Source organism: Microbacterium memoriense, from assembly GCF_025398275.1.
Taxonomy (GTDB): Bacteria; Actinomycetota; Actinomycetes; order Actinomycetales; family Microbacteriaceae; genus Microbacterium; species Microbacterium memoriense.
The window spans coordinates 124798-140282 of the sequence record NZ_JAODOR010000003.1; the positions used below are offsets into that span (position 1 = coordinate 124798).

The 15485-nt window shown below is 67.5% G+C and carries 18 protein-coding genes; 5 read left to right on the top strand and 13 right to left on the bottom strand.

Annotation, left to right across the window (positions count from 1 at the left end):
• Window positions 1–7 precede the first annotated feature (7 nt).
• From N4R40_RS02245 to N4R40_RS02270, 6 genes are all read right to left on the bottom strand, one after another.
• The gene (locus N4R40_RS02245) at window positions 8–916 is read right to left on the bottom strand and encodes a siderophore-interacting protein (protein ID WP_261605742.1); all 909 of its coding nucleotides are present in this window, start codon (window positions 914–916) and stop codon (window positions 8–10) included.
• Window positions 906–1760: an ABC transporter ATP-binding protein gene (locus N4R40_RS02250; protein ID WP_261605743.1), complete on the bottom strand. Its 855-nt coding sequence runs from the start codon at window positions 1758–1760 to the stop codon at window positions 906–908. Before N4R40_RS02250 ends, N4R40_RS02245 begins: the two co-directional genes overlap by 11 nt.
• A complete protein-coding gene (locus N4R40_RS02255; protein ID WP_261605831.1) occupies window positions 1757–2713 on the bottom strand; it encodes a FecCD family ABC transporter permease in 957 nt (318 codons plus the stop codon). Before N4R40_RS02255 ends, N4R40_RS02250 begins: the two co-directional genes overlap by 4 nt.
• A gap of 107 nt (window positions 2714–2820) precedes the next feature.
• A complete protein-coding gene (locus N4R40_RS02260) occupies window positions 2821–3876 on the bottom strand; it encodes a FecCD family ABC transporter permease (RefSeq protein WP_261605744.1) in 1056 nt (351 codons plus the stop codon).
• Window positions 3873–4901 carry an iron-siderophore ABC transporter substrate-binding protein gene (locus N4R40_RS02265; RefSeq protein WP_261605745.1) on the bottom strand — a complete coding sequence of 343 codons (1029 nt, stop codon included), beginning with the start codon at window positions 4899–4901 and terminating at the stop codon, window positions 3873–3875. The genes N4R40_RS02260 and N4R40_RS02265 overlap by 4 nt, the downstream gene beginning before the upstream one ends.
• A gap of 171 nt (window positions 4902–5072) precedes the next feature.
• Window positions 5073–5705 (bottom strand): biotin transporter BioY, encoded by a 633-nt coding sequence (locus N4R40_RS02270; protein ID WP_261605746.1) that lies wholly within the window; start codon window positions 5703–5705, stop codon window positions 5073–5075.
• A 224-nt stretch (window positions 5706–5929) separates the two neighbouring features.
• Here N4R40_RS02270 and N4R40_RS02275 point away from each other — a divergent pair, with 224 nt between their 5' ends.
• Complete coding sequence (locus N4R40_RS02275; RefSeq protein ID WP_261605832.1) at window positions 5930–7528, top strand: ABC-F family ATP-binding cassette domain-containing protein; 1599 nt, start codon at window positions 5930–5932, stop codon at window positions 7526–7528.
• Window positions 7529–7543: 15 nt separating this feature from the next.
• Here N4R40_RS02275 and N4R40_RS02280 read toward each other — a convergent pair whose 3' ends face one another.
• The 4 genes from N4R40_RS02280 to N4R40_RS02295 are packed head-to-tail and all read right to left on the bottom strand — an operon-like array spanning window position 7544 to window position 9503.
• Window positions 7544–8398, bottom strand: a complete 855-nt coding sequence (locus N4R40_RS02280; RefSeq protein WP_261605747.1) for an SURF1 family cytochrome oxidase biogenesis protein — start codon at window positions 8396–8398, stop codon at window positions 7544–7546.
• Complete coding sequence (locus tag N4R40_RS02285; RefSeq protein ID WP_261605748.1) at window positions 8395–8598, bottom strand: hypothetical protein; 204 nt, start codon at window positions 8596–8598, stop codon at window positions 8395–8397. Before N4R40_RS02285 ends, N4R40_RS02280 begins: the two co-directional genes overlap by 4 nt.
• Window positions 8595–8975, bottom strand: coding sequence for a DUF3099 domain-containing protein (locus tag N4R40_RS02290; protein WP_261605749.1), 381 nt, complete (start codon window positions 8973–8975; stop codon window positions 8595–8597). Before N4R40_RS02290 ends, N4R40_RS02285 begins: the two co-directional genes overlap by 4 nt.
• A gap of 54 nt (window positions 8976–9029) precedes the next feature.
• Window positions 9030–9503, bottom strand: coding sequence for a DUF4190 domain-containing protein (locus tag N4R40_RS02295; RefSeq protein WP_261605750.1), 474 nt, complete (start codon window positions 9501–9503; stop codon window positions 9030–9032).
• A 100-nt stretch (window positions 9504–9603) separates the two neighbouring features.
• Between N4R40_RS02295 and fabG the strand changes: the two genes are divergently transcribed.
• Window positions 9604–10314, top strand: coding sequence for a 3-oxoacyl-ACP reductase FabG (gene fabG, locus N4R40_RS02300; protein WP_261605751.1), 711 nt, complete (start codon window positions 9604–9606; stop codon window positions 10312–10314).
• 1 nt (window position 10315) lies between these two features.
• On the opposite strand, the gene N4R40_RS02305 is transcribed toward fabG, so the two are convergent.
• The 3 genes from N4R40_RS02305 to N4R40_RS02315 are packed head-to-tail and all read right to left on the bottom strand — an operon-like array spanning window position 10316 to window position 12951.
• Window positions 10316–11014, bottom strand: coding sequence for an alpha/beta fold hydrolase (locus N4R40_RS02305; protein WP_261605752.1), 699 nt, complete (start codon window positions 11012–11014; stop codon window positions 10316–10318).
• A 32-nt stretch (window positions 11015–11046) separates the two neighbouring features.
• Window positions 11047–11682: a phosphoserine phosphatase SerB gene (gene serB, locus N4R40_RS02310; RefSeq protein ID WP_261605753.1), complete on the bottom strand. Its 636-nt coding sequence runs from the start codon at window positions 11680–11682 to the stop codon at window positions 11047–11049.
• Between the two features lie 24 nt (window positions 11683–11706).
• Window positions 11707–12951, bottom strand: coding sequence for a glucose-1-phosphate adenylyltransferase (locus N4R40_RS02315; RefSeq protein WP_261605754.1), 1245 nt, complete (start codon window positions 12949–12951; stop codon window positions 11707–11709).
• A gap of 47 nt (window positions 12952–12998) precedes the next feature.
• Between N4R40_RS02315 and glgA the strand changes: the two genes are divergently transcribed.
• The 3 genes from glgA to N4R40_RS02330 all read left to right on the top strand — a co-directional run bounded on the left by glgA (window position 12999) and on the right by N4R40_RS02330 (window position 15386).
• Window positions 12999–14186, top strand: coding sequence for a glycogen synthase (gene glgA / locus N4R40_RS02320; protein ID WP_261605755.1), 1188 nt, complete (start codon window positions 12999–13001; stop codon window positions 14184–14186).
• Between the two features lie 25 nt (window positions 14187–14211).
• Window positions 14212–15003: an ABC transporter ATP-binding protein gene (locus N4R40_RS02325; RefSeq protein ID WP_261605756.1), complete on the top strand. Its 792-nt coding sequence runs from the start codon at window positions 14212–14214 to the stop codon at window positions 15001–15003.
• Window positions 15004–15128: 125 nt separating this feature from the next.
• Window positions 15129–15386: a type B 50S ribosomal protein L31 gene (locus N4R40_RS02330; RefSeq protein ID WP_261605757.1), complete on the top strand. Its 258-nt coding sequence runs from the start codon at window positions 15129–15131 to the stop codon at window positions 15384–15386.
• Window positions 15387–15485 lie beyond the last annotated feature (99 nt).

Consider the following 15485-nt stretch of genomic DNA (forward strand, 5'->3'; position numbering starts at 1 on the left):
CCGGCGCCTAAACCTCGGCCTTCCCCAACCGCCAGTAGCCCATGAATGCGACCGCACGCCGGTCGACACCGAGCGACGACACGAGATGTCGACGCAGGGTCTTGATCGCGCCCGCTTCGCCCGCGAGCCACGCGTAGAGGGGGGCGCGCTTCAGTGCGGCGCCGCCCTTGGCCGTCCGGGGAACCTCCCAAAGGATGTCGTGATCGATGTCGATCTCCTCGACGTCCGCGCCTCGGCCGGCGGGAACGAGGATCGCCGCGGCATCCTCGACGGCGCGGACGAGGTGCGCGTGGCGCGCCGAGGGGTGCCGCGACGACACCCGGTACTCGAAGCCGGGATGGCGGGGGAGGTAGTCGGCGTCGGCGGGCTCGGGGACTTCGAGAACCACGACTCCGCGGGCTTCGCGGGGGAGTTGCTCGAGGATGACCGCGATCGCGGGTGCCGCCGTCTCGTCCCCGGCGAGGAGGATGTCATCGACCTGGGCCGGCGGTACGAAGTCGATGCCGTACGACACCCCCGAGTGCGCCGTCGTGGGCGCGAAGATGAGCACTTCGTCGCCGACCCGGGCGTCGGCGATCCATGCGGAAGCGGGGCCCACGACCTCGTGCGAGACCATGTCGACGTCGACTTCGCCGGCATCCTCGCGAACGTAGCGGGTCGTGTAGGTGCGAAACGGGGGGCGGCGGTCCTCATCCATCTCCCGCCAGAGCGTCCACCAGTCCTCACCCGTGGGCATGTCGTCGATCGAGGTCGAGGAGGTCGGGAAGACGATCTTGATGCGCTGATCGAGACCAGGGTCACCGTAGTCGGCGAGGTCGGCGCCACCGAACGTGAAACGGCGGAAGCTCGGGGTGACGTCGGTGATCGCGTTCACGCGGGCGCGGAAGAAGCGACTGGTCGGTCGTTCATCGCTCATCGGGCTCTCCTGTGTTTTCGAGGGGCTCGGGGGTGGTCGCGGGCGGGAGGACGCGGTGTCGACCTCGAGGAAGCACGAGGGGCGTCCCCGAGACCGGGTCGGCGATGACGAGGGAGTCGAGGTCGAACACCTGGCGGACCAGCTCGCTCGTGACGACGTCTGCCGGGGGCCCACTCGCCACCAGCCGTCCGCCCTTCAGCGCGAACAGGTGATCGGCGTAGCGTGCGGCGAGATTGATGTCGTGCAGCACCATCACGATCGTGGTTCCCCGCGACGCATTGAGATCCGCGAGGAGATCCAGCACCTCGATCTGATGGGAGACGTCGAGGAACGTCGTCGGCTCGTCGAGCAGCAGAATGTCGGTCTCCTGGGCGAGTGCCATCGCGATCCACACCCGCTGACGTTGGCCGCCGGAGAGTTCGTCGACCGCTCGGTCGGCGAGGTCGAGGACACCCGTGACGCTGAGAGCATCGGTGACGGCCCGGTCGTCTTCCGCCGTCCAGGCGCGGAACAGCTTCTGGTGCGGGTGTCGGCCGCGGCCGACGAGGTCGGCGACGACGATGCCCTCCGGAGCGACGGGCTGTTGGGGGAGCAGGCCGAGAGTGCGGGCAAGCTCCTTCGTCGGGATCTGGCCGATGCCCTTCCCGTCGATCAGAACGGCACCGCTCTGCGCGGGAAGGAGACGAGCGATCGTCTTCAACAGCGTCGACTTGCCGCACGCGTTGGCTCCGACGATGACGCTGATGCTTCCGGACGGGATGTCCAGGTCGATGCCATCGACGATCGTGGTGCGTCCGTATCCCGAGACGAGGTTCTCTGTGCGGAGTGAATGCAGGGCGGTCATGACGATCCTCCGCGGCGGCTGGTTCGGATGAGCAGGTAGAGGAGGTGCGGCGCGCCGAGGATGCCAGTGATCACGCCGACCGGGAATTTGGTGTCGAACGCGAACTGACCGAGCAGGTCAGCGGCCAGCACCAGGCACGCGCCGGTGAGCGCAGCGGGGAGCACGGTGGAGGACCCGGGGCCGACGATCCGCGCGGCGATCGGTCCGGCGAGGAAAGCGACGAACGCGATCGGGCCGGTCGTCGCCGTGGCGATGCAGGCCAGGGCGACGGCGGAGACGATCAGGACGACCCGCGTGCGGTCGACCGAGACCCCGAGCGCTGTCGCCGAGGCGTCGCCCAGTTCCAACGCGCCCAGATCCCGCCCGAGCAGCAGCACGAGGGGAACGAGGACCACCACGGCGATCACGAGGGGGAGGAGCTCATCCATCCGTGCGCCGTTGAGACTTCCCGTCATCCACCGTGCCGCGGCCGACAGGTCCCAGACGGCGGCGCGGACGAGCAGGTAAGCGACGACCGCATCGAGCATCGCCCCCACTCCGATGCCGATGAGGATGAGGCGACCGCCGGTGGATTCCCCACCGCGCGCGGCGCCGTAGATGAGGAGAGCGGTCGCGATGCCCGCCGCCAGCGCCAGAGCCATCGTGGCGCCACTGCTCCAGTGCAGGATGACGAGGGACAGGATCGCGGCCGCACTCGCGCCCGAGGTGATGCCGATGACATCCGGGCTGGCGAGCGGATTCCGCAACATCGTCTGGAATGTCGTGCCGGCGACGCCGAAGGCGATTCCGGCGAGGATGCCGGTGAGCGCGCGGGGGAGCCTCAATGCCCCGACCGTGAAGGATGCACCGGGAACCTGCTGGCCGAGCAAGACGGCGATGACGTCCGAGGCCGGATAGATCGTGTTGCCGAGCATCAGCATCGCGCAGAACAACACGATGACGAGCGCGCCCATCGCCACGAGTGCGATCCGCCGGCGACGCGACCGGTGACGTCTCCCCGCCCGAACGCGGTCGAGTTCGGCAGAGCGTGGGGGAGCCGTGGCCACCGTGAGCACCGACATCACAGGGCCTTCATCCGGGTGCGACGGGCGATGATGATCAGCACGGGTGCGCCGAGGAACGCCGTGATGATGCCGGCTTCGACCTCGCCCGGAGAGCCGATCACGCGCCCGAGCGTGTCGGCGAGGGTGAGCAGGATCGCACCGCCGAGGGCGGACAGCGGCAGGAGCCAGCGTTGATCGGACCCGGAGACCAGACGCACGGCGTGCGGGATCATGAGGCCCACGAATCCGATCGGACCGGCGAGTGCGGTGACCGCGGCGCAGAGGGCGACGCCGGCGATCGCGGCGATGATGCGCATGCGTCCGACGTGGACGCCGAGTCCCACTGCAACGTCGTCACCGAGCGCGAGAGCGTTCAACGACGAGGCCGACAGGAATGCGATGAGGATGCCGACGATCAGCACCGGGACGATGACGCCCATCGTCTCCCAGTCTGCGCGGGCGACGTTGCCCACCTGCCAGTAGCGGAACTCATCCATCACCGCTTGACGGGGGATCAAGATCGCTGACACGAGTGAGGCGAGCGCGGCGGTCGTGGCGGCCCCCGCGAGCGCGAGTTTGATCGGCGTGGTGCCACCGGGACCCACGGAGCCCACGAAGTAGACGAAGAACGCGGTGACGAACGCACCGATCAGCGCGAGCCCGAGGAAGCCGAGCGCGCTGGAGACACCGAGGAAGGCGATACCGATGACGACGGCCAACGCAGCCCCGGTGTTCACCCCGAGGATGCCGGGATCGGCCAGTGGATTGCGGGTGATCGCTTGCATGAGTGCGCCTGACAGCGCGAGCGCGGCGCCGGCGAGGAGCGCCAGCGCCGTCCGCGGGATGCGGCTCTGCACGGCGATTGCGCCGATATCGGTGGGTGTCTCGCCGCGCAGCCAGGACGAGATGCCTTCGATGACCTGCGCACCACTGACCGGACGCGATCCGAACGACAGCGAGATGACGACCGAAACGAGGACGCCGATGATCGCGAACGCGAGAATCACGCCGTGACGCCGTGCACCCGCCGGGGAGGCGGATGCACGGCGTCGCGTGGCGAGAGCGGAAGTCACTGGACCTTCGCTGCTGCTTCCTTGAGCACGGTGACGTAGTCCGAGAGCACCCACGGGATCGACAGAGCGGTGGGCGTCACGGCTGCGCTGAACGCGTCGCCTTCGCCGACGGCGACGACGGCGCCGTTCTTGACGGCGGGCAGCGTGCTCCAGAGCGGGTCGGCCTGCATCGCGGCGAGCAGCGTGTCGTCGCCATACGTGACGATGACGTCGACGTCGGCCAACTGATCGGCGTTCTCGGCGCTGAAGTCGAGGTAGAACGACCCCGCGTCGGCGGCATCGATCGCGACCTGCGGGAGGTCGAAGCCGAGGTCCTTCAGGAACGCCGTCCGCGAGTCGCCGCCGGTGTAGAGCGACACGGTCGACAGGTCGGTGGGGTTGGCGTAGAAGAACGCCGCGGTCTTGCCCTCAAGGCCGGCATCCGTCGTGGCGTCGGCGATCTGCGTCTCGAGATCGGAAACGAGCGCATCGCCTTCTTCGGTCAGGCCGAGCGCCTGCGCGTTGATCGTGATCTGATCGCGCCACGGTGTGAACCAGGGGATCTCGGGGTAGGCCACGACCGGAGCGATGTCGCTCAGCGTTGCGTAGTCTTCGGCCGTGAGTCCGGACTGTGCCGCGAGGATGACATCGGGGGTGGTGTCGGAGATGGCCTCGAAGTCGAGGCCGTCCGTGACATCGAACAGCACGGGCACGTCTGCGCCGAGCTCGTCGAGCTTCGCGCTCGTCCACTCGTAGACACCCTGATCCGCAGCACCCGACCAGGCCCAGACCTGCGAGTCGATGCCGACCGGGACGACTCCGAGGGCGAGGGCCACGTCCTGGTTGCCCCACGCGATCGTGGCGATGCGTTCGGGCTTGCTGTCGATCGTGGTCTCGCCGAGGGCGTGAGTGATCGTGAGCGGGAAAGCGGCGTCGCCCGCAGCGCCGGGTGTCGACGATCCGTCCGTTGAGGCGGATGAGGCGCATCCGGAGAGCAGGAGCGCGGCGCCGGCGGCCAGCGCAGCGGCGGTGCGAATTCGGGACACGAGGTTCCTCCGTGGAGTGGGGTGGGGATGCTGAAGTAAGGCCAGGCTAACTTTAGTTCGCCGACGAGCGTGGAGGCCAATTCACTGCAGTGCGACTGAAGGTTGCCGGACGTGAAAAAAGAGCCCTGCCCCTCGTGTCTGCGAGGGGCAGGGCTCTTTTCGCTGCGCGGGCTACGCGTCTTTGCTGCGGTCGACGGCGCGCACTCCGGCCCAGGCGGCCGGAATCAACACCGCGGCGATGGCCGCCTTGACGAAGCCACCGACGACGAACGGCCAGAGGCCGAATGCGAGGATCTCCCCGATGCCGAAGGAGCCGCCGCCGACGACGTTCAGGATGAACGCCATGTAGGGGATGCCGAAGAGGAACGGGATCGCGCTGGCCGCGACGAAGCCGACGAAGGCCAGAAGCGGCTTGCGGTCCCAGGCGCGCTCGGCGAACCACCCGGCGACGAAGGCGGCGAAAACGAAGCCGACGATGAATCCGAAGCTCGGCTTCGCCACGGCAGCGATCGTGCCGGTGAACCCGGCGAAGACCGGAAGGCCGGCAAGCCCCGCGAGGAGATAGGTGATGAGCGCCGTGGCTCCGCGTCGCGCGCCGAGGGCGGCGCCGACGACGACGACCGCCAGGGTCTGGCCGGTGATGGGCACGGGCCACAGGGGCACCTCGACCTGGGCGAGTGCGGCAACGAAGATCGCGCCGGCCACGACGAGCGCGGCGTCGAGGGCAAAGGCTCGGGCCCGATCGGTCGGGCGGGCGATGAGGTCTGCCAGGACAGGGCGGCGGACGGCGGTAGAGAGGGACATGCATCTCCTTGGGCAGGGCGGCCGGTCGGCCGGGGCGTCGTGGATCAGCCTATGGGCTGGGTGTCGCGAGTTGTTGGACGCCGTCTACCGAAGATCGCGGGCAGCGCTGTGCCGGCCTGACAATGCCGGACGCCGCCGCACGCCGTGTCTTCACGAACCGACGGGTAGACTGGGTGGCTGGCCATTCGGCCGCATCCCGCACGACAGCAGAATGGACGTCCGACGTGCTCGCCGTACACGACCTCGAGATCCGCGTGGGCGCCCGCGTCCTCATGTCGGACGTGTCGTTCCGCGTGTCGGCGGGCGACAAGATCGGCCTCGTCGGGCGCAACGGCGCCGGCAAGACCACCCTGACGAAGGTGCTCGCCGGAGATCTTCCGCCGGCGGACGGCAAAGTCGAACGGTCGGGTGAGCTCGGCTATCTTCCGCAAGACCCGCGTTCGGGTGATCCCGCCATGCTGGCGCGCACCCGCATCCTCGATGCGCGCGGACTCGGAACCCTCGCGATCGAGATGAACGACGCCGCCATGGCGATGGGCGACGACGATGAGAAGGTCGCCGCGAAGGCGATGAAGCGCTATGCGCACCTCACGGAGCGTTTCGAATCCCTCGGTGGCTACACTGCCGAGGCCGAGGCTGCGACGATCTCGCACAATCTTTCATTGCCCGACCGCCTCCTCGACCAGCCGCTGTCGACTCTGTCCGGTGGTCAGCGACGTCGCATCGAGCTGGCCCGCATTCTGTTCTCCGACGCCGACTCGATGATCCTCGACGAGCCGACCAACCACCTCGACGCGGACAGTGTCGTGTGGTTGCGCGAGTTCCTCAAGAACTACAAGGGTGGGCTGATCGTGATCAGCCACGACGTCGAGCTCGTCGGTGAGACGGTCAACCGCGTGTTCTACCTCGACGCGAATCGCCAGGTCATCGACACCTACAACATGAACTGGAAGAATTACCTGCGTCAGCGGGTCGCCGACGAAGAACGCCGCAAGAAGGAACGCGCGGGCGTCGAGAAGAAGGCGACCCAGCTGCAGATGCAGGCAGCTCGCTTCGGTGCGAAGGCATCCAAGGCCGCCGCGGCGCACCAGATGGTGGCTCGGGCGGAGAAAATGCTCTCCGGCCTCGACGAGGTCCGTCAGGAGGAGCGCGTCGCGAAGCTGCGCTTCCCGAAGCCGGCTCCCTGCGGCAAGACGCCGCTCATGGCGACCGGGCTGTCGAAGTCCTACGGGTCGCTCGAGATCTTCACCGACGTCGATCTCGCGATCGACCGCGGCTCGAAAGTCGTCATCCTCGGTTTCAACGGAGCGGGAAAGACCACTCTGTTGCGAATCCTCGCGGGCGTCGATCAGCCCGATACCGGCGAACTCCAACCGGGTCATGGCCTGAAGATCGGCTATTACGCCCAAGAGCACGAAAACCTCGATGTGAACCGCTCGGTGCTCGAGAACATGATGTCGGCGGCACCGGATATCACCGCAACCGAGGCCCGCAAGGTGCTCGGTTCGTTCCTGTTCACGGGTGACGATGTGCTGAAGCCTGCGGGCGTCCTGTCCGGCGGTGAGAAGACCCGATTGTCGCTCGCGACGCTCGTCGTCTCGTCGGCGAACATGCTGCTGCTCGATGAGCCCACCAACAACCTGGACCCGGCCAGCCGCGAGGAGATTCTCGGAGCACTGGCCCACTACGAGGGTGCCGTTGTCCTCGTCTCGCACGATGAGGGAGCCGTCGAGGCGCTCAACCCCGAGCGGGTTCTCATCCTCCCGGACGGCGTCGAGGACATCTGGGGTCGCGATTACGCGGACCTCATCACCCTGGCATGATGCGTGTGAGCCCGATCAGCCCGGCGTGAGTTCGTCGACGAGGGCATCCTCGTCTTGCATGTCGCGGTCGCGCCGAGCGTCGGCACGTCGGCGCCGTGCGGATGCCGCAGATTCGCCGCCGGCTGCTTCTTCGGCATCCTCTCGGCGATAACGGATCTCGGTGCGGATCATGTACCAGATGAATGCGAAGCCCATGACGGCGAACAGGATCCACTGGATCGCGTAGGACAGGTACGGACCAGGGTCTTCCGAGGGGGACGAAAGCGCCTGCGGAACCGGGGTGACAGCGGGGTCTTCGCTCACCATGAGCCCGTAGGCCTCGTCGATGAACTCCTCGGCGCCGATCGTCTCGCCGATCAGCGGCAGATGGATCGTGGGGACCTGGCCCTCCGGCGCCGATCGGCCGGACGAGGGGAGTTGTTCTCCTGGGCGCAGGCGCACGATGACGGTGGTCTTGCCGCTCGGGGGAGCGGGTACCGCGGCGGGGTCGGGGGAGTCTTCCGCGGGCGGCAACCATCCCCGGTCGACGATCATCACGCGGCCGTCGTCCGTCTGGAACGGCACCAGCACTTCGAAGGCACTCGTCCCGCCGTGGGCGCGGTTGCGCACCAGGAGCGTCTGCTCGGCGAGATACTCACCCTCGAGGATGATCGGATGCCACTCGTCGCCGGCATCGAAGGTCCCGCCGATCGGCACCACGTCCGCGAGCGGGACCGGTTCGGCGTCGTAGTTGGCCGCGATCAGGTCGAGCTGGGCATCTCGCCACGCGTTTCGGTCGAATTGCCAGTTGGACAAGAACGCGCAGGCGACCGCGAAAGCGATCGCGAAGCCCACATAGCCGCTCCACCGCAGCGCTGTGCGGCCGTTCACGCGGGAGCCTCGACGTCGAAGGCGAGGACCTCGACGGGGAAGTCGCGCGCGGCGAGGTAGTCCCGCAGATAGTCGACGTGCTCCGCGCACGCGGCCCAGATCTTTCTCCGGTCGGCGGCATGGATGCGGGGGTTGCGCCACACCACCTGCCACTCGGCTCCCGCGCGACACCCGGCCCGCGAGCAGACCCGATCGCTCACGACGTCTCCTCGGGTGACTCGGCCGGGTGCTCGGGAGCAACGGCCTTCGTCTCCTGCAGCCGGATGACGCCCGTGGAGTCGGCGGGAGAGAGCAAATCGGTCGGCGTCACCGGAAGGGCGCGTTCGGGGGCGACAGCACGACTGTCGGTACTCGACGCGGCGACGTTGGCGATCACGACAGCGAAGTACGGCAGGAAGATCGCGCCTACGGCGAGGACCCAGGTGTACCAGCCGTACGGCGTGATGACGACCATCAGCACGAAGCAGATGACGCGGATGCTCATCATGATGAAGTACTTCCGCATGCGCGTCTGCGCTTCGTCGCGCGGTGCGCGCGGGAGCGAGGTCGCCGATTGCGGGGTCACGGGAGTCTTCACGGTCTTCCCAGGGTACGCCTGCCCCGGGGCACGCGGATCGTCCTGACTGTGCGATCAGGCGTAGCTCCCGCTGGAGGCGCCGAGGCCGATCACGAGGAAGAAGAAAACCGCGATGAGCACGATGATCCCGAACCCGATCCAGCCGACGATGACACCGGCCAGGGCCATGCCGCGGCCCTTCTCGCCGGAGGTCTTCAGCTGATTCAGCGAGATGTGACCCATGATCGCCCCGGCGAGTGACCCGATGAAGGGGAGCACCCAGATGAAGCCGAGAATCGACGCGATCATCGAGATGATCGAAAGCACGTTGGTCTTCTGCGCGGGAGCGTAGCCGCCGTAGCCGTACGGTGCGGCTCCGTACGTCGGCGCCGCCCCTGGGTACTGCTGGACGGGCTGCTGGCCTGGGAAGGCGGGAGGCTGCACGGGGTAGGCCGGCGGCTGGTATGTGGGTGCGGTCGCGTAGGGAGGGGCGACGGGCGGAGTCGGCGGTCCGGCGATGGGCGGCTGCGGGGGCGTGGGATCGCTCACGGGATTCTCCTTCTCGAGGGGCGTCCCCAGCCTATCCGGGTGTCCAACACGCCTGCGGACTAGGCTGGTGCGGATCCACTCACGCCTACCCGGGAGCATCATGTCCACCGATCGAGTCGTCCTCGTCACCGGCGGAAACCGCGGCATCGGCCGCGCAATCGCCGAGCGCTTCGTCGCCGCCGGCTATCGCACCGCCGTCACCGCGCGCTCCGGAGAGGGCCCGGAAGGCACCCTGACGGTGCGTGCCGATGTGACCGACGCAGCCTCACTGGATGCGGCCTTCACCGAGGTGGAGAAGACTCTCGGACCGGTGGAGATCGTCGTCGCGAACGCGGGGATCACGAAGGACACCCTGCTACTGCGCATGACCGAGGACGACTTCGATTCGGTCGTCGCGACGAACCTCGGCGGCACATTCCGCGTGGTCAAGCGGGCGTCGAAAGGGATGCTGCGAGCCAAATGGGGGCGCGTCATTTTGATCTCGAGCGTCGTGGGCCTCTACGGCTCGGCGGGGCAGATCAACTACTCGGCGTCGAAGTCCGCCCTCGTCGGCTTCGCACGCTCCCTGACGCGCGAGCTCGGTGGGCGCAACATCACCGCCAACGTCGTGGCGCCCGGCTTCATCGAAACCGACATGACCGCAGAGCTTCCGGAAGACACCCAGGCGGAGTACAAGCGCAACATTCCGGCCGGACGATTCGCGACCGCCGACGAAGTCGCCGGAGTCGTGACATGGCTGGCATCCGATGATGCCGCCTACATTTCGGGAGCCGTCATCCCGGTCGACGGTGGGCTCGGGATGGGGCACTGATTCAGGGACGTCGGATGGCCGCCACGATCGCGGCGGCCAGGCGCGCGGGTTGCGAGAACTGCGGCCAGTGTCCGGAGTCGAGCTTCACGATCTCGGTGCTCTCGATCGCGGTGAACTCGGTCGCGGAGCGTTCCCATTGCGCGAGGGAGCCGCGAAAGGCGTCGTCCTCGAGCTGTCCCGAGAGAACCGTGACCGGGACCCGGTAGCGTCGCTCATCGCGTAGCGCGATGGGGTCGGTCGGCACTCGCGCCGGCACACTCCGAGTGCGCGGGGCGGTCGCCGCTCGGGTCGCCGCATCGAGATCGGCGACCTCCTCGTCGTCGAAGAAGTCCCACCCCGGGAAGGGGATCACGCCGTCGACCTTCTCGAACTCGGAGATGATTCCGCCGTCGGCGGGGACCGCGGTATCGACCAGGATGACGCGCGCGACGCGATCGGGGCGCGCATCGGCCGCACCCCACGCGACATTCCCGCCGCCGCTGTGCCCCACGACCACGACGGGCCCTTCGGCCGTGTCGATCGCGGTCACGGCAGCGGTCACCCAGTCGGCGATGCCGATGCCGGAGCTCTCCGAGGCGGGCGTACCGAGACCGGGCATGGTCAGCGGTCGCGGGTTCAGCCCCACGTCCCGAAGCGCGGGCATCACCTCTCCCCACGAAGCGGCATCGAGCCAGAGACCGGGGATCAGGATGACGTCCATGCGGCGAGACTACGCGCCGCCGTCCCGCGCCGTCAGGGGAGGAGCGGGATGACGTCGCGCAAGTCGACCGGACCGATGACGAGGTCGGCCCGAGCGCGCACGGCGGGCTTCGCGTTGAACGCGAGGCCGAGACCGGCGGCATCCATCATCGCGAGATCATTCGCTCCGTCGCCGATCGCGATCGTGTGGGCGAGGGGCACGCCGTGGGATGCGGCCCATTCCCGCAGCGCAGCCGCTTTCGCCGCAGCATCCACGATGTCACCGTCGACCGTGCCGGCGAGGGCATCGCCAGCGACGGTGAGACGGTTGGCCCGCCAGACGTCGACACCGAGATCCGGAGCCACCCTGTCGAGGATCTCGTGGAAACCGCCCGAGACCACGCCCGCGATCCCGCCTCGACGGTGGATCTCGGCGATCAGTTCGCGCACTCCGGGGGTCGGCTCGATGCGCGAGAGCACACGAGCGAACGCCGACACCGGCACGCCGCGCAGTGCCTCGACACGCGAGCGCAGACTCGTCGCGAAGTCCACGTCGCCGCGCATCGCCGCCTCGGTGGCCGCTGCCACTTCTGCGCCGCGACCTGCTTCATCGGCGATCAGCTCGATGACCTCGTTGCGGATGAGGGTGGAGTCGGCGTCGAATACGACAAGGAACCGGGCATCAGGCACCCGTCCACCGTACCGGCCGGTGGATCAGCCCGTGACGTGGACGTTCTTGCCGACGACCGTGATTCCCGAATCGGTCACGGTGAAGCCACGCGCGAGGTCGCGTTCGCGATCGACGCCGACCGTCGCTCCCGGATCGAGCACGACGTTCTTGTCGAGGATCGCCCGGTGCACACGGGCGCCCGGCCCGACGCTCACGTGATCGAAGAGGACGGAGTCGGTGATCGTCGATCCACCGCCGGCCAGAGTCCACGGGCCGACGACGCTGCGTTCCAGATGGGTACCGGACAGCACCGACCCGAGCGAGACGATCGAATCGATCGCATTGCCCATGCGGCCCACGCCGTCGCGGACGAACTTCGCCGGCGGCGAGTTCACCGCTTGCGAATGGATCGGCCAGTCCATGTTGTACAGGTTGAAGACCGGCAACGTCGAAATCAGATCCATGTGGGCGTCGAAGAACGAATCGAGCGTCCCCACGTCCCGCCAGTAGTCCCTGTCGCGACCCGTGGATCCCGGCACATCGTTGCGCTTGAAGTCGTAGACGGCCGCTTCCCCCCGTGAGACGAAGTACGGGATGATGTCGCCGCCCATGTCGTGGTCGGAGCCGGGGAGTTCTCCGTCCGCCTCGACGGCGGCGATCAGGGCGTCGGTGTCGAAAATGTAGTTCCCCATCGACGCGAGCACCTCATGCGGAGCATCGGAGAGACCCGTCGGGTTCTGCGGCTTCTCGAGGAAGTCGCGGATCGTGACGTTGTCGGCGGGGTCGAGGTCGATCACGCCGAACTGGTTCGCCAGTTCGATCGGCTGACGGATGCCGGCAACCGTCGCCTTCGCGCCCGAGGCGATGTGGGCCTCCAGCATCTGCTCGAAGTCCATGCGGTAGACGTGATCGGCGCCGATCACCATGACGATGTCCGGCTTCTCATCGTGGATCAGGTTGAGCGACTGCAGGATCGCGTCGGCCGAACCCGAGAACCATCGTTTGCCGAGACGCTGCTGGGCCGGGACCGAGGTGACGTAGGAGTTCAGCAGAGCTGACATCCGCCAGGTCTGCGAGACGTGGCGGTCGAGGCTGTGCGACTTGTACTGCGTCAAGACCACGATCTGGCGAAGACCCGAATTGATGAGGTTCGAGATCGCGAAATCGATCAGCCGGTATTGACCGGCGAACGGAACCGCTGGTTTGGCCCGATCGACGGTGAGGGGCATGAGTCGTTTACCCTCGCCGCCGGCGAGGATGATTCCGAATACCTTCGGCGCTGCTGGCATGGCTCCACACTATGCCCGAGATCGGCGTCTGTACTAGCGTTCACGACATGCGCGTTGACATCGTCACGAAGGAATATCCGCCGGAGATCTACGGCGGTGCGGGAGTACACGTCACCGAGTTGGTCACCGCCCTCCGGCGGAGCATCGAGGTGCAGGTGCGGGCGTTCGGAGCGGAGCGCGACGCGGTCGACACGACCTCGTACGAGGTGCCCGCGGAGCTGGCTACCGCCAACGGCGCGGTCCAGACTCTCGGCGTCGACCTCGAGATCGTGGGCGACGTCGCGGGCGCCGACGTCGTGCACTCGCACACCTGGTACGCCAACTTCGCAGGTCACCTCGCGTCGCTGCTGCATGGCATCCCGCACATCGTCACGGCGCATTCGCTCGAGCCGTTGCGCCCGTGGAAGGCCGAACAGCTCGGCGGTGGCTATGCCGTCTCGAGCTACATCGAGAAGACCGCCTACGAGAGTGCGGCCGCGGTCGTTGCCGTGAGCGAGGGGATGCGGCGGGACATCCTCCGCAGCTACCCGGCTCTGGATCCCGACAAGGTGCGGGTGATCTACAACGGCATCGATGTCGAGTCGTGGCGTCCGCAGGAGGATGCCGCGCTGCTCGAGCGCTACGGGATCGACCCGACGAGGCCCTCGGTCGTCTTCGTCGGGCGCATCACGCGACAGAAGGGCTTGCCCTATTTCTTGCGGGCTGCCGCCCTGCTGCCGCCCGAGGTGCAGGTCGTGCTCTGCGCCGGAGCGCCGGACACTCCGCAGATCATGGCGGATGTCGAAGACCTCGTGCGCGAGCTCCAGACGCGCCGCGACGGCGTCGTCTGGATCGACGAATTCCTCCAGCGCGATCAGTTGTGTGCGCTTCTGACCACCGCCACGACATTCGTCTGTCCTTCGGTGTACGAACCACTCGGCATCGTGAACCTCGAGGCGATGGCATGCGGCGCTGCGGTCGTCGGCACCGCCACGGGTGGCATTCCCGAAGTCGTCGTCGACGGCGTCACCGGTCGACTCGTCCCGATCGAACAGGCGCAGGACGGCACCGGCACGCCCCTCGATCCGGAAAAGTTCGTCGCGGATCTCGCGGCCGTCCTCACCGAGGTCGTGTCCGATCCCGAGCGTGCACGCGCGTATGGCGAGGCCGGACGCGTCCGTGCGGCCGAAGAGTTCAGCTGGCAGGCGATCGCCGACGCCACCGAGGCGCTTTACCGCGAGGTGACCGGGAACTGAAGCGGGCGCCCGTTAGGCTGGTCGCATGCCGCAGGTCCTCGAATTCGCCGATGTCGTCGTCCGCCGCAACTCCCGCAACATCGTCGATCATGTGGACTGGACTGTCACCGACGATCAGCGGTGGGTGATCCTCGGCCCGAACGGTGCGGGGAAGACGACGATTCTGCAGCTCGCTGCAACGCTCCTGCATCCCACCGCAGGTTCGGTGACGATCCTGGACGAGACGCTGGGCCGCACCGACGTCTTCGAGCTTCGTCCGCGCATCGGTTTCGCCTCTTCGGCGATGGCACGCCGCATACCCGCTGACGAGACGGTGTTGGACGTCGTGCTCACCGCCGCGTTCTCGGTTCTCGGTCGATGGAATGAAGAGTACGAGGGCATCGACGAGAAGCGCGCCCGCCGCGTTCTGGCCGAGTGGAAGCTCGAACACCTCGCCGAGCGGACGTTCGGCACGCTGTCGGACGGCGAGAAGAAGCGTGTGCAGATCGCTCGGGCCGTCATGACCGACCCCGAGATGCTGCTGCTCGACGAGCCCACGGCGAGCCTCGACCTCGGCGCCCGCGAAGAGCTGCTGGGCCTGCTCGGCGGCTACGCACAGGAGCCCACGACGCCGGCCATGATCATGGTCACCCATCACGTCGAAGAGATCCCGGTCGGCTTTACGCACGTGTTGCTCCTGCGCGACGGTGAGATCGTCGCCCAAGGCCCGCTGGCCGACGCGCTGACGGCGGAGAATCTGTCGGCGACGTTCGGCACGGACATCGTCCTGAACGAGGATGCCGGCCGGTACGCCGCGCGCGCACAGGCAGGTTCGTGATCCAGGCCCGTTCCTGATCGGGTCTGCGGGCTGATAGAATCGTTCCTTGGTGTGCGCGCGTCCGCATGCGCACCGCAGACTTCCACCGCCGCTGGCAAAATCCAGGGCACTTCGTGAGGAACCCAATGAAGACTGACATCCACCCCACCTACAACGCTGTCGTGTTCCGCGACCTGGGTTCGGGCGAGACCTTCCTGACCCGTTCGACGGTGTCCAGCGACAAGACGATCGAGCTCGACGGTGTCACGTACCCCGTCATCGACGTCGAGATCTCCTCGGCATCGCACCCGTTCTACACAGGCAAGCAGCGCATCATGGACTCGGCCGGTCGCGTCGAGAAGTTCAACCAGCGCTTCAAGAACTTCGGTGGTTCGAGCAACTGAGCTCGCCTCCACGCGAAAGCCCCGCTTCGGCGGGGCTTTCGTTGTTCCTGGGCGCGACGCCTGCGTTCACGGGTCGGTTGGTGCCGCATCCAGCGGCGG